General features: G+C 52.3%; 16 protein-coding genes. 8 read left to right on the plus strand and 8 right to left on the minus strand.

What is annotated here, in order from left to right; genetic code table 11:
* Window positions 1-123: 123 nt before the first annotated feature.
* The 4 genes from ACSPJT_RS17825 to ACSPJT_RS17840 all read left to right on the plus strand — a co-directional run bounded on the left by ACSPJT_RS17825 (window position 124) and on the right by ACSPJT_RS17840 (window position 7384).
* Window positions 124-3828, plus strand: coding sequence for a hypothetical protein (locus ACSPJT_RS17825; RefSeq protein ID WP_435893916.1), 3705 nt, complete (start codon window positions 124-126; stop codon window positions 3826-3828).
* Between the two features lie 4 nt (window positions 3829-3832).
* Window positions 3833-4546 (plus strand): hypothetical protein, encoded by a 714-nt coding sequence (locus ACSPJT_RS17830; protein ID WP_435893917.1) that lies wholly within the window; start codon window positions 3833-3835, stop codon window positions 4544-4546.
* 183 nt (window positions 4547-4729) lie between these two features.
* Complete coding sequence (zwf, locus tag ACSPJT_RS17835; protein ID WP_435893918.1) at window positions 4730-6262, plus strand: glucose-6-phosphate dehydrogenase; 1533 nt, start codon at window positions 4730-4732, stop codon at window positions 6260-6262.
* A gap of 18 nt (window positions 6263-6280) precedes the next feature.
* The gene (locus ACSPJT_RS17840; RefSeq protein WP_435893919.1) at window positions 6281-7384 is read left to right on the plus strand and encodes a glucose-6-phosphate dehydrogenase assembly protein OpcA; all 1104 of its coding nucleotides are present in this window, start codon (window positions 6281-6283) and stop codon (window positions 7382-7384) included.
* A 102-nt stretch (window positions 7385-7486) separates the two neighbouring features.
* On the opposite strand, the gene ACSPJT_RS17845 is transcribed toward ACSPJT_RS17840, so the two are convergent.
* Window positions 7487-8749 (minus strand): OmpP1/FadL family transporter, encoded by a 1263-nt coding sequence (locus tag ACSPJT_RS17845; RefSeq protein WP_435893920.1) that lies wholly within the window; start codon window positions 8747-8749, stop codon window positions 7487-7489.
* A 105-nt stretch (window positions 8750-8854) separates the two neighbouring features.
* Window positions 8855-9646: an MBL fold metallo-hydrolase gene (locus tag ACSPJT_RS17850; RefSeq protein ID WP_435893921.1), complete on the minus strand. Its 792-nt coding sequence runs from the start codon at window positions 9644-9646 to the stop codon at window positions 8855-8857.
* 59 nt (window positions 9647-9705) lie between these two features.
* Here ACSPJT_RS17850 and ACSPJT_RS17855 point away from each other — a divergent pair, with 59 nt between their 5' ends.
* Complete coding sequence (locus ACSPJT_RS17855; protein WP_435893922.1) at window positions 9706-10086, plus strand: (deoxy)nucleoside triphosphate pyrophosphohydrolase; 381 nt, start codon at window positions 9706-9708, stop codon at window positions 10084-10086.
* A 16-nt stretch (window positions 10087-10102) separates the two neighbouring features.
* Here ACSPJT_RS17855 and ACSPJT_RS17860 read toward each other — a convergent pair whose 3' ends face one another.
* The 4 genes from ACSPJT_RS17860 to ACSPJT_RS17875 all read right to left on the minus strand — a co-directional run bounded on the left by ACSPJT_RS17860 (window position 10103) and on the right by ACSPJT_RS17875 (window position 13721).
* A complete protein-coding gene (locus ACSPJT_RS17860) occupies window positions 10103-10825 on the minus strand; it encodes a metallophosphoesterase family protein (protein WP_435893923.1) in 723 nt (240 codons plus the stop codon).
* Window positions 10826-10924: 99 nt separating this feature from the next.
* A complete protein-coding gene (locus ACSPJT_RS17865; RefSeq protein ID WP_435893924.1) occupies window positions 10925-11827 on the minus strand; it encodes a hypothetical protein in 903 nt (300 codons plus the stop codon).
* Between the two features lie 45 nt (window positions 11828-11872).
* Entirely contained in the window at window positions 11873-12745 is an 873-nt protein-coding gene (locus ACSPJT_RS17870; RefSeq protein WP_435893925.1) for an ABC transporter permease subunit, read from the minus strand.
* A 31-nt stretch (window positions 12746-12776) separates the two neighbouring features.
* Window positions 12777-13721, minus strand: a complete 945-nt coding sequence (locus ACSPJT_RS17875) for an ABC transporter ATP-binding protein (protein ID WP_435893926.1) — start codon at window positions 13719-13721, stop codon at window positions 12777-12779.
* A gap of 151 nt (window positions 13722-13872) precedes the next feature.
* On the opposite strand from ACSPJT_RS17875, the gene ACSPJT_RS17880 reads away from it, so the two are divergent.
* A complete protein-coding gene (locus tag ACSPJT_RS17880) occupies window positions 13873-14688 on the plus strand; it encodes a hypothetical protein (RefSeq protein WP_435893927.1) in 816 nt (271 codons plus the stop codon).
* Window positions 14689-14861: 173 nt separating this feature from the next.
* On the opposite strand, the gene rpsP is transcribed toward ACSPJT_RS17880, so the two are convergent.
* Complete coding sequence (gene rpsP / locus ACSPJT_RS17885) at window positions 14862-15119, minus strand: 30S ribosomal protein S16 (protein ID WP_435893928.1); 258 nt, start codon at window positions 15117-15119, stop codon at window positions 14862-14864.
* Between the two features lie 196 nt (window positions 15120-15315).
* On the opposite strand from rpsP, the gene obgE reads away from it, so the two are divergent.
* Both obgE and ACSPJT_RS17895 read left to right on the plus strand, forming a co-directional pair.
* Entirely contained in the window at window positions 15316-16368 is a 1053-nt protein-coding gene (gene obgE, locus ACSPJT_RS17890) for a GTPase ObgE (RefSeq protein ID WP_435893929.1), read from the plus strand.
* 107 nt (window positions 16369-16475) lie between these two features.
* Complete coding sequence (locus ACSPJT_RS17895; protein WP_435893930.1) at window positions 16476-17042, plus strand: hypothetical protein; 567 nt, start codon at window positions 16476-16478, stop codon at window positions 17040-17042.
* Here the strand turns inward: ACSPJT_RS17895 and ACSPJT_RS17900 are convergent.
* Window positions 17039-17431: a DUF4190 domain-containing protein gene (locus ACSPJT_RS17900; RefSeq protein WP_435893931.1), complete on the minus strand. Its 393-nt coding sequence runs from the start codon at window positions 17429-17431 to the stop codon at window positions 17039-17041. The genes ACSPJT_RS17895 and ACSPJT_RS17900 overlap by 4 nt on opposite strands.
* Window positions 17432-17479: the final 48 nt, after the last annotated feature.

Consider the following 17479-nt stretch of genomic DNA (forward strand, 5'->3'; position numbering starts at 1 on the left):
GACTCTAAGATGGCTCCTCTTTTTGAGTCGGAGTCTGAGTCAGCGAGTACTGTCGTGGGATGTAAAATTGTGTGTCGAATGCCAAAATTGACGAGGTGCTTATACAGGGTGTATAGGTATACTATGTATTCACATGTTGGGCATGAGGATTACACGATGACGATGAAACAGAAAATTCAAATATCCGCGAGGCAAATAGCCCACCCTAGGGAAAATGGCTTCGCACTGGTCGCAACAGTCGCAGTATTGACGTTGTTGTCGTTGATTGTGCTCGCGATGATTTCGTTGTCCGTGACTGAGATCCGGTCATCCTCTCAGCAGGAGCACCAATTGCGAGCTCGCGCCAATGCACGCATGGCTCTGATGATGGCGATCGGTCAACTGCAAGAAGCGGCGGGGCCAGACCAGCGCGTTACAGCCCGTGCTGATATACTAGAGGACTCTGGGTTCGATCTGACCAATGGTAAAAAATATCTCACCGGTGTGTGGGATAGCGGGCAATGGGACCCACAAAACCCGGACGATAAACCATTTCGCGGTTGGCTTGTCTCGGGAGAGGGCGCTGAGGAGCAAGGCTACCTGAATGTGGCTGTTGGAGCGGATGATAGCGTGCTTTTGGTCGGTTCTGGCTCGGTGAATTCGAATGACGATCAAGTATGGGCAAAAACGGTGGACACTGGCGGGGGGACAGGAGCCTATGCCTATGCCACTTTTGGCAACAGTGGCAAAATCAGTCTCAATCAGGTGGGCGAGGCTCCTGATGAGATGATCGATGGCCTGACCAGACTTTCGCTGGCTCCGAGGCAGGCTCTTGAGTTGGTCACAAGGGATGGGTTGCCGGACAGTGCATTCTCAGACATTGCTGACAAGCCAGTGAATGGCTTGGTTTCTCTGGAAACGATGGACCTGGCTTTGTTGGATGAGGGGCAAAGAGGAGGCTTGGGAGATGGATATGCATCCAATTTGCTATTCCACCAGGTTACGCCATGGAGTGCCAGCTTGCTCACAGACGTGCGCGTGGGAGGCATCAAACCCGACCTGTCATCGGCATTCGAACTCCCGATCGAGGATTTCAATGAGCTAGAAGAGTTCCATAATAGCGGTGAGAGAAATGATACGAATCGCTATGCAAGTCTGGGCGGGGGATACACCACGGAGCCTCTTTTCTACGCAGACGAGACGTCACCAGACTTAGGTTATCTCTTTGAGGTTCCAACAGGGAGCAGCACGATTTATCGTGGCCCAACATGGGATTTGATCCGAAACCATTACCGCCAGTATAAACGAGATTTTGAGAAGCTTGATTGGGGGCGTAAGACTGAACTGGCGAACGATGCCACCTTTGCAGCCCGTGGTCAGTTACCCTTAAGTTACTCAAAGGCAACAGGCGGAGGATACTCCGTTAAATCAAATCCTTCACGTATTTATAACAACAGGCATGCGTTCGGAAGAAACCGCTACCCTGACCGCTTGGATTACTCCCGTGGTGCGACAGGGCCGGTTGTTCCGTTGAGAGCCACGGCGGAGCGGGTTGCTCCTGTGGTGCTGCGTTACTACGTGGCCTTGGGCTTAGTCCAAGTTCCATTGGGAAATGGCGATTACCGGATTCAGGTCAGTTATGAACCATATATCACGGTGCTAAATCCTTACAATGTGCCGATCGCATTTGATTCCTTCGGGCTTTTTTGCAGTAAACACAATCCCTGCGCACTCAGAATTAAATGGACCGATAAGAATGGTGCTCAGAAAACGACAAACATCAAAATGTCTAACAATTACTTGGGGCAGGGATCGATCACCATGCGACTCCCCATCGAGGAAAATTCTTACGTCTTGCAACCGGGCGAGATGAAAGTGATCCATCCCGAGAAATATGATGATGGTGCAGATCGACAAGACCTGAGCCGAAGTGATATAGGTATTTTGAGTGCTAGCTTTGAACCCAGTCCGGGTGAAATGCCGGGGATTTTACTGAGCAAGAGCAACCAAGACAACGGTACAGACATCATTCCCAAAGCAGGGAGTCAGGTCACATTTGAGGTGAGGGGGAAAAATGCCGTCTATGGCAATGGTAGCAATCTCACCGAATCTGCTCTGTTTCACATTTTTTCTCGAAACAATCACGCTGGCGAACTGCGCAACGTCGACACAGACCGCCCAACTAGGAGCCACGATGCTCAAGCTTACGATGTTTTGAACGACCAGTTTGTGACTAAGCTCAATTTTGCCTCCCGAGGCCTACCGACCAAAACAAAAACACTCAGCATTTCTCAAATCCCAAGATTGGGTGATGGGGAAATGTCATACCTTGGCGCCATCGATGTCGTGATGAAAAGTCCCTATGAGGACGTGGCTATTCTAACGGGTTTCAATCCGCGCTTACAGGTCGCGGACTCGCGCGATTATGATGGTATCGACCGCTACAGCCCTGCATGGCATGTGCACAACATTGACGTCGATAGTCAGGGCGGCACCACCTACGAAGATTTTCCCTTTGCCAATTACGAAAACCGCTGGGCTGACACGGGGCAGATCATTCTCTACGAAGTTCCCCGGATACCATTGCTCAGCTTGGCTCAACTTCAGCATGCTGATATCACGGTCACTTCGAGTGAGGGGGCCAGACAGATCGGCAACTCCTTTCCTCACCCAGGTATAGGGGATGCCTCGAAGCTTTCAGCAATGCGGTCTTTCTCCAGGGCCCATGCCCAAGGCAGTACTGGTGGGCAAATGTTAGTCGAGTCAACTTGGCCGGCCAATGAAATGCTCTGGGATCGTTATTTCTTCAGCGGTATGCATTACGGCGATGAGAATGAATCCCTGGCAGGCAACACGGATATGGAAAGTACATCGCTCGATGGAGCTATCACAAATCTGATCACCGGCGAGTCGAACCCGTTGCTCAATCGACAGATGCGTTACGTCAACTGGGTTGGAGCATCGGAGGAGAAGGTTCGCTCGGATCTGAAAGACTATCGGAAAATCGCCCGCTACCTTATTCTGCAGGGCGGTTTCAATATCAACTCCACTTCGGTAGAGGCATGGAAGGCAGTGCTGGGAGGTCTGCGCGGGCAGGAAATACCGGTCGCGAATGAAAATGGCAATGTGAGCCTCAAAGGAGCCTCTGGGGATGAGCATCCGAGCGGTCGATATGCGGTTCCTACAGAAATGAATGCAGGCGACGACGACACCATGGGTTTCCGTAAACTAACAGACGGGGAAATCGAGACCTTGGCCGAGGCGATGGTCAAACAAGTCAAGCTACGTGGTCCGTTTATGGGCTTGGCCGATTTTGCCAACCGACGTTTGCACGGCAGCAGTAAAGATGGCTATGACGTGCACTTGTTGGGGGCTGTCCAGATGGCGATTGAAGATGCTGGTTTGAACCAACCATTCCAAGGCTACCCGGTTAGTAAAACCAATGTTGAGCACAAATCGATCGGACTAGGCGGAAAGCAAATGGCCCGAAGTGCAGCGACAGGAATGCCTCAGTACCTCATGCAGGCGGATGTGCTATCCGTCATCGGTGGTAAAATTACCGCGCGTTCCGACAGCTTCACCGTGCGAGCCTACGGTGAGAGCCGAGATGCTAACGGAAGAGTTAGGGCCGAGTCATGGTGCGAGGCGACCATCCAGCGGACGCCCCAATGGATGGAGCCAACCGATGATTTTGCCTGGCAGCAAAAGGATTCGTATCCAGGTGTCGATTCAGATGAGGATGTGCTGCGCCAGTGGGAGCCGAATGAAGATATGAGTGAATTGAATCGTAAATTTGGCAGGAAATTCAGAGTGATCAGCTTCCGCTGGTTGTCAAAAGATGAGGTGTAAACATATGAAACTAGGAATTTTCGCCCAGATTTCGGCTGTATTGATCGGAGTGGTTTGTGCCGTCCACGCGCAAGACGATGTAACGGAAAAGCAAGAGCCAGGGACTTCGGTATTTCACGTTACCACCTGGGGAGACTGGAAGGGGGATAGCCTCTATGCCAAAACCAAGAACGGCTTTCAGCAGATTGACCTTCACCATTTGTCAAAATCAGAAGGTCTACCGTTTAAGCGTGCTGAAGGGATCGCTCTGCATCTAAAAGAGACAGACGCGGACAGTGGGGAAGATGTTTTTCCAGTGGCACTCAAAGTCAAAGTGCCCGCAACCATGCGCATACCGTTACTTCTGGTCACCCGTGTCGATGAGAAGTTGAGCTACCAACTCTATGACCTGTCACCTGAAAATTTTCCAGGTGGCTCATACCGTTTTGTGAACATCAGCCGTGAGCCGATTTTACTGAAGGCTGGGAAAAATCATCAGCGTATTGATCCCGGCAAGGAGTTCTTGGTTAAGGGCGGATTTGGGGATAGGAAACTGGTCAAGCTGGCCGTCTATCTCGCTGATGAAAACAACAAGCCTAAGCGTGTGTGGGCGGTAGATTCGATCAATCGCAAGAGCAAGCGCATGACGATGTTTTTCTATCCGGCAAAATCAATTAGCGGTCGTCTGACCCTGCGATGTAAGAGCATGGTAGACTACCTCCATGCCAAGGAAGAATAAAGGGAACTGAGCTTCCGCGACGCTTTCGAATCGCAGAGTATGGCTACCGAACGAGGTCGCAAAAACTGACAACTGTTTGGCTTGATGATGACAACATCCGCCCTATTGTGTTCCTCCTTCCGCATGAGATGATGTGCCACCGGATGATCTGGTGGTCGAAGAATCAGCGGATGCAATTTGCTTATGAAAAATCCGTTTCGAAAGGATCTGGTATCGCGCTCACGTCCAGAGTCGTGCACAGTGGTGATTTTTGGTGCCACCGGTGACTTAACACACCGAAAACTGGTTCCAGCTTTGTATAACCTCCAAGTCGAAGGTGCCCTGCCTGCCGGGGTGAAAATCATTGGTTTTGCTCGCCGGGAAAAATCTGACGAGGAGTTCCGCTCCGGTCTTGAAGAGCTGAACAAAAAGGTCTCCCGCAGTGGCCATGACGATGCCATTTGGTCCGAGTTTTCGCAGAATATTCACTACCACCAAAGCGAGTTCCAAGATCAGGCCGGCTATGACAGTTTGGCAGAGAAGTTGGACGAAATCGATCGCGAACGCGGAGGAAAAGGCAACCGACTTTTCTACATCGCCAGTGCCCCATCATTCTTTGATGACGTGCTGGAACACTTGAAAAAGGCAGGTCTCAGCGAGAGTAAAGAAGGCTGCTGGGCAAGGGTGATCGTGGAGAAACCATTCGGAACAGATTTACCCACCGCTCAACATCTCAATGCTGTGGTGAACCGGACATTCCATGAGAGTGATACTTACCGGATCGACCACTACCTCGGCAAGGAGACCGCCCAAAACATCATGGTGCTGCGCTTTGCGAATGCCATTTTTGAGCCGCTTTGGAACAACAATTACATCGATCACATTCAGATCACCTGTGCTGAGAACCTTGGTATGGAAGGTGGCCGTGGTGGATACTACGATAAGGCAGGAGCACTGCGCGACATGGTGCAGAACCACCTGTTGCAACTTCTTAGCCTTGTGGCCATGGAGCCGCCCACCGATCTCTCCGCCGATGGTGTTAGGGATGAAAAAGTCAAAGTATTGCGCTCGATGCGCCAGTGGGACACCCCCGAGCTGGTGGCTGAAAATGTCGTGCGCGGACAATACATCGCAGGCCATGTCGATGGCGAAAAAGTTGTCGGTTACCGCGAGGAAGACCGGGTGGATCCTGAGTCCATGACCGAATCCTATGTGGCGCTGAAAATCCTCATCGATACTTGGCGCTGGAGTGAGGTTCCTTTCTACGTTCGTATGGGTAAGCAGTTGCCCAAAAAGGCGACGGAGATCTCCGTGCATTTCAAAGAACCACCAACCGTGCTGTTCAATGCTCTGGCCGGCGGAGTTCCCGGCGGCAACGTGCTGGTCATCCGCATCCAGCCAGACGAGGGGATTTCCCTACGCATGGTTTCCAAAATCCCTGGCGCTAGCCTGAGACTTGAACCAGTGAAGATGGATTTCCATTATGCCACTAGCTTCGGCAAAGGCAGCCCGGAAGCCTATGAACGTCTATTGTTAGACTCAATGGCAGGAGACGCCACTTTGTTTGCGCGCCGGGACGAGGTCGAGGAGGCATGGAAGTTCATCGATCATATTGAACACGCATGGCATGAGTCGAAAAACCCACCACCAATGGCTGAGTTTGTCGCTGGTTCCTGGGGACCGAAAGAAGCTGATGACCTGCTTTCCAAGTCTGGCCACAAATGGCGTAGACTCTAACCGATTTATCTCAATATCGTGGCTAACAGCACCCAAGACGAATACGCACGCGCCCTCGGCAAAGAGGTTGCAATCGGCTCCGTGGACAAGGAACTCCGCCTGCTATGGGAGCAGGATAAGGCGAGCACCAATGCCTCATTGATCAATCTGGCAGTCTACTCCGAGGCTGATGATGCGATCCTCAGAAATTCTGAGATCGTGCAAGCAATTACCCGCGAACACGCATGCCGTGCAATTCTGATAGGCATCGATCGCGGTGCTCCGGAGACATCCATTCGCGCATGGATCACCGCGCATTGTCACCTTTCCCAGCAGGGGAATAAAAGCGTTTGCTGTGAGCAGGTCGCTTTCCAGCTAACAGGGAAAGCGACAGGGAGATTGCGCAATACCGTCTTCGCCCACCTGAACAGCGATCTTCCTCTGGTCTTCTGGTGGCAGGGAGAGCTCTCACCTATTTTCTCCGAGCGACTTTACAGCCTGATCGACCGATTCGTGTTCGACAGCTCAGATTGGGCTGAGCCACTGGAGTCATTCCGTAAAATTGGCCAAGTCATCGACGAGTCGAACGAGCTGCTGCCCATGGATCTGGAGTGGACCCGAAGCTATCCGATGCGCTTGGCATTAGCAGGCCTCTTCGATGACCCTCTCGCGTCAATGGCTCTGGAGCACACCAATCAAATACGGATTGTTGTCAATCCGAAGCATCGTATGGCCGGCATGCAGGTCTTGGCTTGGCTGATTCAAAGCACCGGCTGGACCAAGAGCAAAGACCTTGGCTTATGCGATAACGAAACATCCCAATCCAGTGCGGACCGTTTCTATTTTGAAACCCACGAAGGTTCTGATGTCACTGCTATCGTGGAATACGATGCGAGCAGCGCACCAATCGGGCTAGTTGAACTATCCAGCTCTGATTGCTCTGTTAGGGTGCGGCGTGATGCCGACTCTGCCTACTGTAACCAGCAGCTCGATGCAGGAGAGCATCAGCTAGATCGTTTGATTCCGGCTGCGAGTGACGACCCTTCCGAATTGGTGGCTGATCAGTTATCGCGTGGCGGTAAGAATACCCTCTACCGTACCATGATGCCCACTTTCTTAGAACTACTTAGCTGCGGAGAGTAAGGCGGGCATTTCATACAAACAAAACGGGCGCTCCCGTAGGAACGCCCGATCTACCATTAATGGTAAGTGTGTGTGTGCTATGAGAATTTGAATTCTTGTGACTTAGAATTTACCACTGATGCCGATACCGATGATGTCGACGTCACCGCTGGCTTTTCCAGTGAACTGACCTTCATTGCCGCCGTTCATTTCCGAGTTGATTTTCGCATCGTCGGCAAAAATGTGAGTGTAACCTAGATCCAAGTTGTAACATTCGTTGATCTTGATCGTGGCACCGATACTGACCCATAGGCGGTCGGCATCAGGGATGCGGAGCGTGCGGTCTTCCGTAGCAACCGGACTTTCATCGAGTGCGATACCCGCGCGGTAAGTGACTTTATCGTTGTGCTTGTAGGTAACACCGATGGAGTAGCGATAGCTGTCTTCCCAGTTCTCGTTCACCAATAACAACCCGTCGATGGCGGGGTGAACGATTGGGGCGAGTTGGTCGAACTTGCTCCAGTTCGTCCAGAGCACGTCGCCGTGAACGGCCCACTGCTCGTTGATTTCATGATAAATACTCAGCTCGACGGTGTCAGGCAGTTCGACGTCAAGAGTGGCATCACGCTTGGCGGCTCCTGTGGCGGTGACCAGGCTGCCGGTCGCATCACCCTCAATTTCCAATTCGATAGAGGAACGGTAGTGGAGACCGATTCTGGTTTTGTCACTTGCTTCGAAAAGCACACCCAGATTCCAGCCGTAGCCCCAGTCGTCACCTTGTAGGTCAAAAAGTCTGCCGCCCACAGGGCCACCGGCATTGAGACCAGGGGTGTTGCGGGCGGTGAGCCGACCGTCGGCATAGAGGAAATCAATTCCTGCACCGATAGTCCATCGGTCATTGATGCGGTAGGCCAGTGAGGGGTTAATAGTGAATGTAGTGATTTCACTAGTTTCAGTTCCAGCCAGAGAGGCAAAGGAATTAGAGTAATCCGTAGCCAGGCCGAAGGAGGAAAACAGTCCCAGACCGACACTCAGGTTGTCGTTGAGCTTACGTGTGTAGTAGAAATATGGAATGAGTGCTTCCTCCGCAATGCTGGAGTCACTGGCTGGTCCGTAAGGTGTGACGCCTTTGATATCGACGTCTGGTTTAACGTATTGGAGACCGGCGGAAAGAGCTCCGTCTTCTAACAAGATCATGCCGGCTGGGTTGGATGCGAGCACAGAGGCGTCATCGCCTATGGCGGCTTCACCGGAGAATGCCCGACCAAGGCCGGTCGCAGATCGTTCGGCCAGCTGGAAACCGGCGCCGAAGAGGGAGGCGCTGCTCAAGCCCAATAAGGCAGCCGCAGCGGTGGATTTTGCAGTGTGTCTGGATGCGTGTTTCATAAGAGTTATTTCATAGGGATAGCCTATAGTTTTATAGGATGTATTAACCTGCCTATTTTGTCACAATGCGTCAAGAAATCTTGAGACGATGGGGATGAACTCGGTCTAGTTAGCGACGAAAGGGTTGTGTTCAAGCTCAAGGTGGAGATTGGAAAGGGGACCGTGGCCAGGGCATATGACCGTATCGCTTGGTAGCGTAAGAATATTGTCCCTGATAGTCTGTAGGGCCAATTGATAGCTCCCTTGATCTGGAGCGCCACCGATTGAGCCGGCAAACATGCAGTCACCTAGAATGCAAACAGGCAGGCTCAGGCCAGTATGGTAGAATGCGCGCGCAGGACGGGCGTGACCACTGACATCGAGTGCCGTCAATTGAATGTCAGAAAATTGAATGAGTTCTCCGTGATTGATATCTTCCGGATATACTGCGGGAATATTGGAGAACTCACGGATCCCAGCCGTATGATCGGGATGACGGTGAGTGATAAGCAATGCAGAGGCTTCGAGTTGTTTCTTTTCCAAAAACTCGAGAATGGGAGCAGCATCAGTGCCTGTATCAAACACCACAGCTTTGTTTCCCTGGCTGATGACAAAAGAGTTTACCCCTGCATGACCAAATGAACTAACGATCTGTTTAAGATTCTCGGGCTCCGTAACCTCAGGTCGATAGGAGGGTAGTCCGTTCAATGCTGAGGCGGAAAGCTGCAGCGCATGGGCAATCGGCTCGAGGAGCTGCGAATCAGTATCGCCATCCAGAGCTTGGCGGATGTCTTGAGGGCTCAGTCCAGTTTCCTGGGCAAGGGTATCGGCATTGATACCGAGACCACGCATGGCTTTGCCGATTACATCGCAAGGGTCATCTTCGAGTGGAATATTGTTAGGGCTGGTAGTGGTCATGGCGTCAGGTTGCTGATTTCAAGTTGTTGTTCGCTCAAGATTTAAGCTAGATCAAGTTCATGATCAATGTGGTTTGTGCGGTTCTTGAAAACGCGGAGGGAAAAGTCCTGGCATGTAAGCGACCTGAGGGGAAGGCGCTTGCTGGAAAATGGGAGTTCCCAGGGGGAAAAGTCGAACTTAACGAGGAAGCCCGCGATGCCCTGCACCGGGAGATTGCCGAGGAGTTAGGGTGCTCGGTGAGAGTGGGAGATTCTCTAACATCTGTGGAGCATCACTACCCTTCATTTTCTATCAGATTGATGCCTTTTCGTTGTGAGCTGGTTGCGGGGACTCCCGAGCCGCGTGAGCACACAGAACTACGATGGGTGAAGAAAAAAGACCTGCCCAGCTTGGATTGGGCTGAGGCCGATGTGCCAATTTGGCAGGAACTTATCTCTTAGGTGAGATAACGATGGATTATCGACCGAAAGCAATACGCTCGGCGAGCGACTCCGGAAGCCCTGCATCACGGATCTTTTTCTGAGCTGTTTCCAGATCGTATTCGAGTCGACGGAAAACAATCATCTGCTGCTCGAGATCGTAGATACAGTAGGAAGCTCTCCAATCTCCGTCACGTGGTTGACCGACGGATCCAGTGTTGATGAAATATTTGCTGCCTTCCTCGATTTGAATTGTTTCGGCAGGAACCTCCTGAACCCTCTGACCACGGATAAATACGCGAGGCACATGGGTGTGACCGTAGAAACAGACGGGCGTTACCTGATAGGAAAAGTTAGCCATGGCGTCGAACTTGTTAGTGACGTAGTTCCATGAGTTCGGCTGATCGAGAGTCGAGTGAACGATCGTGAAATCATGCACCTGGCGAACCATGCGCAGACGTGCCAGCCATTGACGTTGCTCTGGGCTCAGTTGTTCGCGGGTCCATTGCAGGGCTTCAGCAGCCACTGGATTCATCATCTCCAGTGATGTGTCGTGTCCGCAGTCTTGGTCGTGGTTGCCTTTCACCACTGGGCAGCCCATCGCTTTGACGCGTTCTAAGCAGGCGGCAGGGTCGGCATTATATCCAACGACATCTCCAAGGCAGATGTATGAGTCGCAGCCTTGCTCTTCAGAATCGGCAAGAATGGCCTCGAGGGCTTCGAGGTTGGCGTGAATATCACTGAAAATGGCTACTCTCATGGGAACTGGTGCGGGGGAGACTGCCTACGGCGACAGAATCAATGACCCCTACGGAGGGTTTGGGAAAGCAAAAAATAGGTGGGGTGAGATCGGACGGAGCTACAATTGGGGGCTTTGTTCCAGTTCGTCGATTTTTTCACGAACACCGTCCATGGGGTAATCGGAATTACGGCGGTCCCAGTAGTTTTTGAGCCATTTGAGCTGAAGTTTTTTATTGGGAAACAGTCGATCTTCCGGAATACGTGCCAGCATGGGTGTTTTCTGGGCATTTTGCAGAGCAAAGAGACAGCAGGCAAGGTTAGGGGTGTGGTTCTCATCGGACTCATGGAATAGCTCCCGGCCCAGAGCCAACGCATCCGCCTGACGGTCCGGAAGGCGACACATGATGTAGAATGAGAAACGCTTCAGCTGCATTCGTTTGAAATCTGGAACCGTGCTGCAGGCTAAGGTATCTTCATAGTGCTTGAGGGCGCGCGCGTAGTCGGGCTGTTTGTGGTGATCACTCCACATCCGGGCAAGCGACAAGTGCAGACGCCAGTTTTCGGGATTCTGGCGAACGCCTTCTTCGAGGAAATCGGATCCCTTTTGGATGTAGAGCTTACGCAGTGCTGCACGACGGAATGGAGGCAAATCTTTATTTTCGTTGTAGTAAACCGAGGCATTCGTGTGCAAATGCCACGCCCCCGTGTCCCAATATTGCGTCGTCTGAGGCTGCAGGGAGGTGATGATGTTGTAGCTTTCCTCCAGTTTGATCCATTCAAGTTCCTCGAACTGCAAGAATGCCCGCAGGTTCCATGCGGCCGCGACTAACGATCGCAGTCCACCCAAAGCCACCGCCGCACCAGTTTGCCCCAGCCTTAGGCTGGTACCTTCCTTCATGGGTTTCTGGATCAGCTGTTTCTCCACCATGTCTTGGCTGAGCTGGTCTTCAAAGCGCAGCTTCGCCGCCCCGAAGGCGAGCAAAACGCCGAGGATGACTATCAGTTGGAAGAAAATACGCACTTACTCAGAAACTAGATGATTTAAACTTAGAACGCTACTGAAGATCTAAAACTCTTTCTTACGGAAGGTGAACCAAGCCAGCACGCTATAGATCGCGGAGTAGAATAGCGTCAGGATGGTGAGTCTCCTGAAGATGCCACCCGCGATAGGTTTTCCTTCGATGGCAGCATCGACGATGTTGTAGAGCTGGAAATCGGGGAAGATCAATGCCAGCGTTTGTGATAGCAGCTTGACCTGAGCGGAAACATGGACCCCTTGGCTGTGCAGCCAGTAGTTCCGTGCGTCCGCAGTGAAGTGGCCGATGAAGTAGATCACCACGGCGATCACGATGGTAAACAAGGTGGAGCTGGAGAAGGTCGAAATCAGCAGGGCGATCGACGCCATGATCATCGCCTTGAAAAAGATCGCCCCGATACCTGCCTGAAGGTCCCAGGTAGGCCCTTGCTGGCTGATCGCGTCCTTGCGGATGTCGATGTATTCCTGCGGCCAGCCGAGAGCCTTGGCCCGCTCCATTTCTTCAGCAATCAGACCATCGGTGCGGATGTGTAACAGGTAGGTCAGCACAACATCCATAATCAACAACGATGAGCCTACCAACAACAGCACACCGAGCAGTTTGCCCAATAAGTAATCGAGCCGTGGCACGGGTTTACTCAGGATGGTGTAGAGGGTGCGATCTTCCAAATCCTTGGGGATAAGTAGCGCCGTTGCAGCAATGGCAAAGAGCACCGAGAACATCGCCATCGCACCCATGGCAGTACTCTTGAGGATGATCAGCTCCTGTTCAGCGCTGTCTTCCGTGGTGCGGCTCCAGGGCATTTCAAAGTAACTCGCCGCCAGCATCAACACGGCAAAAACGGCGAGGAAATAGAAGACCTTCATCCTCACCAGCTGGGTGAAGGTGTGACTAGCGATCACAAAGATACGACTGGGTGAAAATATGGCGTTTCTACGCATCTTGCTCTCCTTTCTCAGCTTTTTCAGAAGTCGTCACTGCCTCTGGCTCATCCGGTTCTGGCTCCGTTGGGCCGGCGTCTTCTTGATCGGAAATTTTTGCCTCTTCGAGGAATAATCGTTCCAGCGTAGTGCGCGGTTTACCCATCCGGACAAACTCAGCATTTTCAGAATCGGAAATGACCGCGCGGATTCGGGCCAATGCACGAGGGCTTGCATTTTTTACCACCACCTCTGTTTGATCTTCGATGGCGATCAGATCTTCGAGACGACCTTCCTTGACCAGCTTTCCTTTGAAAATAATCCCTACGTGATCACAAACTTCCTGCACTTGCTCCAGCAGGTGGGAACAGAGAAATACGGTAACGCCACGCTCTTTAAGATTCACGATCAGGTCACGGATTTGGCGCGAGCCGACCGGATCAACCCCGGCTGTTGGTTCGTCGAGAATCACCAATCGTGGCTCATGAATCAAGGCCTGTGCCAGCCCGACACGCTGCAGCATGCCCTTGGAATAACCTCCGATCCTGCGCTTGCGAGCGTCTTCCAAGGAGACCAGTTCAAGCATTTCATCGATCCGCTTGTGCAGCATCTTTCCTCGCAGACCACAGAGACGGGCGTAAAATTTCAACGTCTCCTCGCCGCTTAGGTGCTTGTAGAAATAGGGGTTTTCCGGAAGGAATCCGATTTCCTGACGCGAGTCGGTTCGCATGGAGTTCTGACCAAACACATAACAGCTGCCAGCCGATGGTGCCAACAGACCCAGCAACGCCTTCATCGTGGTCGATTTACCTGAGCCGTTAGGCCCGATTAAACCGTAAACCTCCCCCGGCATAATGGTGAGTGAAACGTCGTCAACAGCCTTCACCTTCGACTTTCGGAATGGCGAGGTGAACTCCTTGACCAGGTGGTTGATTTGAACAGCGGGTGTATCTTCCATAGCAGGACTTGTTGCGAAGAATAGCGGCATTGCCTTGCTGTGCAATGGGATTCATTGAGCTGGTGGAAATTTTTGTCGGCAGCTCCGCTATTGGTATTTAATTGCCATCTTTTCAGACAAGCAGCCAGCGCAGCAGCGATTTAACTATTGTATGAAAACACAACTACTCATGATCGCGACGGGCTTGCTGACACTGTTTGGCCTGACCAGCTGCTTCCAAGTCGACAATACCATTACCGTGAATAAAGACGGCAGTGGCACTATCGTCGAAGAGACCATCTTCGGTGAACAAATGCAAATGATGCTCGAAATGGCCAAGGCTCAAGGCGGGGCGGCGCAGGCCAATCCTATGGATAAGATGATGGATAAAACCAAAGCCGAAGCCCGTGCCAAGCAAATGGGTGAAGGCGTAGAGCTCGTAGGCATCGAGAAAATCAACAATGGTGGCAAATTAGGAGTCCGTACCACCTACAAGTTCACCGACATCAACAAGGTGAAGTATTCAACGGCCGGTGCACTGGACATGGGTGATCTGCCCGGAGCCGCTGCTGGTGCAGCCAAGAAAGCGGACGACGCTGGCGTCACATTCAAGCTGGCCGATGGTAAGCTGAGCATTATTCAAAAGGCACCCAAAGCAGAAGATGCTGAGAAAGTCGAAGGTGATGCAGAGCCAGCCCCTGCTGGAGACATCGATCCTCAGCAACTTGCCATGATGCAGGGCGTCATGAAAGACATGCGCATCACCATGAAGGTGAAAATCGCTCCCGGTATCGCCAAGACCGATGCCTCCCACGTGGACGGTGACACCATCACCCTCGGTGATATCAAAATGGACAAAATCCTCGCCAACCCAGAGAAACTCAAAGCTCTTCAAGGCGGTGACTTCGATAAAACCAAAGAGGCCATGAAAGGCGTTGATGGCGTGAAGTTCGAAGGCAAGGAGATCGTCGAAGTTGAAATGAAGTAAGCCTCAATTTACAAATCCCTAAACGCCCTGTGGTTTCGCCGCAGGGCGTTTTCTTTTGGGTAGGTATGCCGTGGAATTCATACGGCAACAAAAGACAGCCCCACACGAAAAAACGCGCCGGTCACGGAGACCGACGCGTCTAAACAAACACGATATGAAAACGGGGGAAAGTATTAGGCTTCAGCCTGCATCGACTCTTTGCGAGCCTTCTTGATGATGTCACGAACGGTGTCGGACGGTTGTGCACCTTTGGAAATCCAGTCGTCAGCTTTGGCGACGTCGAGTGTGTAGTTCACACCTGCTTCCATTGGGTTGTATGAGCCAATCTGCTCGATATAACGGCCATCACGGCGCTTGCGGCTGTCCACGGCAACGATCTTGTAATAGGGACGATCCTTGGTGCCTTGGCGGTTGAGTCTGAGAGTAAGCATGATCTGTTTGGTTGAAAATGTGCCCGTCCTGTGCGGCGGGGGCGGGAAATTGTACGATCTCAGCCGATTTGCCAAGCGAAAAATCGCCCTTTCCTTCGATTTCGCATTTTCATTCCCTAAATTAGTGTTAAACAGCGCTCCGCACGCACTGTAACTGTTTCGCATTTAGTGCTTAAAATTTAGAATTTCAGACACCATGTTCATCGATCACATCAGAATCTACGCCGAAGCAGGCGACGGAGGCAACGGAGTTGTCCACTTCCGCCGTGAAAAATTCAAGCCCAAAGGCGGCCCCGATGGTGGCGATGGCGGGGATGGCGGCGACGTCATTTTGCGTGTCGACCCTGCCGTGGACAACCTCAAGGCCTATTCCTACGATCCCAAGCTGATCGCCAAGCACGGCCAGCACGGTGCCGGTAACCGTAAGCATGGTAAAACCTCCAAAGATAAAATCGGCCGCGTGCCTCCCGGAACAGTGGTTTACCGCAGTAACGCCAGCACCGTCTCCGAAGCTGTTGAGCTAGAGCGTGGCGACGGCATCGATCTGGAACCGATTGCTGACCTCACCGAATACGGCGAGGAATTTGTCCTTTGCAAAGGAGGCAAGGGAGGAAAAGGAAACTGGCACTACAAAACATCCACCAACCAGGCACCGGAAGAGCACACCCTCGGCACCGAGGCCGAGCTTGGCGTATTCTACCTCGAACTGCGCAAGATTGCCGATGCTGGCATGGTAGGTTTCCCGAATGCGGGAAAATCCACCTTGGTCAACAAACTCTCCCACGCAACGCCGAAGATTGGCAACTACCCGTTCACCACTTTGAATCCGATGGTGGGCGTCGTCGAATTTCCAAAATATCGCCGTTGCACCGTCGCCGACATCCCCGGCCTGATCGAAGGTGCCCACGAGAACCGCGGTCTCGGTCACGAGTTCCTTCGCCACATCACCCGCTGTAAGCTCTTGCTCTTTGTCATCGACATGGCGGGCAGCGAAGGCCGTGATCCCATCGAAGACCTGCAAACCCTGCGGACAGAGGTGAAGATGTATGATGAAGACCTCTCCAAGTTCGAATGGATCATCATCGCTAACAAAATGGATCTTGAGGGCGCCGAAGAGAATCTCGAGATCTTCAAGCAGCGTTTCCCCAAGCAAACCATCATCCCACTCTCAGCCGACACCGAAGAGGGCATCGAAGACCTGAAAAAGGAACTCGACCAACGAGTCGGCTACCGCAAGGACACCAAGTAGGGCAGCTTTGCAAGCTGCCGACAACCCAAGCGACCACCTCACACTGGCTTCAACGAGCGGCGCGAGCTTCTCGACCGTGCTCACCAGCGGTATTAAAATCCTTAGGTATGAAACATCTAAGCCTCGCTCTAACCCTGACCTTGCTCAGCGCGCTGTTGTTAGGTTGTGGTATGAAAAAGCCCTTGGAAGAGCGCCTTTGGGAAGATTCTGAGAACTGCTTGGTTTTTGACTACGAAGACTTCGGTCCGTCGGTCCTCACATACACGTCATTGGGGAAACCATTTCTTACCGAGGATAATAGATCAGGCAAACCTGAGCTTGCGAAAGACCGCATCCGGATCGTGGTGAAGGCGGCAGGTTACATTGAAGCGCAGCGTGCGATGCATGAGCAAGCAGGGCGGCATGAGCCCGGCTATGAGTATCGGTATGTTTGGTATTATAACGTGTTGAGCGTGCTCGACGATGTTCTGGCCGAGCCAAAGCTACCGGAGAAATACAAGACACGCGTGGCTGCTACCAAGGCGAAGATCCTCGAGGAAATGGGCGACGGCGACGAAGTTCGCGAACGGATTAGTCCTCTCAGAGATGAAATTGACGCGGCGGTCAAAACCATGGGCCGCGATGCCATTAACAAGGCCCGCGAGTTTCAGGTAAAAGCAGGACCTGGTGTTTAATAGCGGGTAACGTTGAAATACATGAACCCTAACAAAAGGGTGCCCAGTATCCCCATCACCAAGCCGAAAATCGCCCGGCCCATGCCGTGTTTTTGTTTGCCGGTGCCCTTGCTTCGTTTGATGTCCCAGATGGCAACGATCGAAATGATCAGAGACAGCGGTGCGAGCACACAGGTCACGCTGAACAGGCCAAGGTAGCCGGCGGCAATTGCCCAGCCGGAGCGACCGACAGGAAGTAGCATTCTCACGCCGGCGTTATCACCGAGCCCTTTTTGCATCGGAGTCGATGGATTCAGCGGTGGCTGCGCGGGAGTTTGAAATGGATTGTCGTGCGGGAACTCGGGTGAAGGAGGAGAGGGGGGCTGGATAGGGTCTTGGGGATCTGACATGACGGTGGTAGTTCTGGTGTGTTCTTAGCACAAAAAGGGGGAGGGGTG

It is taken from the genome of Oceaniferula spumae (genome assembly GCF_042849255.1).
GTDB lineage: Bacteria > Verrucomicrobiota > Verrucomicrobiia > Verrucomicrobiales > Akkermansiaceae > Oceaniferula > Oceaniferula spumae.

What these genes read in the sequence shown, in the direction of transcription:
- ACSPJT_RS17825 (WP_435893916.1), top strand. Translation starts at nt 124, where the DNA reads ATGTATTCACATGTTGGGCATGAGGATTACACGATGACGATGAAACAG.
- ACSPJT_RS17830 (WP_435893917.1), top strand. Translation starts at nt 3,833, where the DNA reads ATGAAACTAGGAATTTTCGCCCAGATTTCGGCTGTATTGATCGGAGTG.
- zwf (WP_435893918.1), top strand. Translation starts at nt 4,730, where the DNA reads ATGAAAAATCCGTTTCGAAAGGATCTGGTATCGCGCTCACGTCCAGAG.
- ACSPJT_RS17845 (WP_435893920.1), bottom strand. Translation starts at nt 8,749, where the DNA reads ATGAAACACGCATCCAGACACACTGCAAAATCCACCGCTGCGGCTGCC.
- ACSPJT_RS17850 (WP_435893921.1), bottom strand. Translation starts at nt 9,646, where the DNA reads ATGACCACTACCAGCCCTAACAATATTCCACTCGAAGATGACCCTTGC.
- ACSPJT_RS17855 (WP_435893922.1), top strand. Translation starts at nt 9,706, where the DNA reads ATGATCAATGTGGTTTGTGCGGTTCTTGAAAACGCGGAGGGAAAAGTC.
- ACSPJT_RS17860 (WP_435893923.1), bottom strand. Translation starts at nt 10,825, where the DNA reads ATGAGAGTAGCCATTTTCAGTGATATTCACGCCAACCTCGAAGCCCTC.
- ACSPJT_RS17875 (WP_435893926.1), bottom strand. Translation starts at nt 13,721, where the DNA reads ATGGAAGATACACCCGCTGTTCAAATCAACCACCTGGTCAAGGAGTTC.
- ACSPJT_RS17880 (WP_435893927.1), top strand. Translation starts at nt 13,873, where the DNA reads ATGAAAACACAACTACTCATGATCGCGACGGGCTTGCTGACACTGTTT.
- rpsP (WP_435893928.1), bottom strand. Translation starts at nt 15,119, where the DNA reads ATGCTTACTCTCAGACTCAACCGCCAAGGCACCAAGGATCGTCCCTAT.
- obgE (WP_435893929.1), top strand. Translation starts at nt 15,316, where the DNA reads ATGTTCATCGATCACATCAGAATCTACGCCGAAGCAGGCGACGGAGGC.
- ACSPJT_RS17895 (WP_435893930.1), top strand. Translation starts at nt 16,476, where the DNA reads ATGAAACATCTAAGCCTCGCTCTAACCCTGACCTTGCTCAGCGCGCTG.
- ACSPJT_RS17900 (WP_435893931.1), bottom strand. Translation starts at nt 17,431, where the DNA reads ATGTCAGATCCCCAAGACCCTATCCAGCCCCCCTCTCCTCCTTCACCC.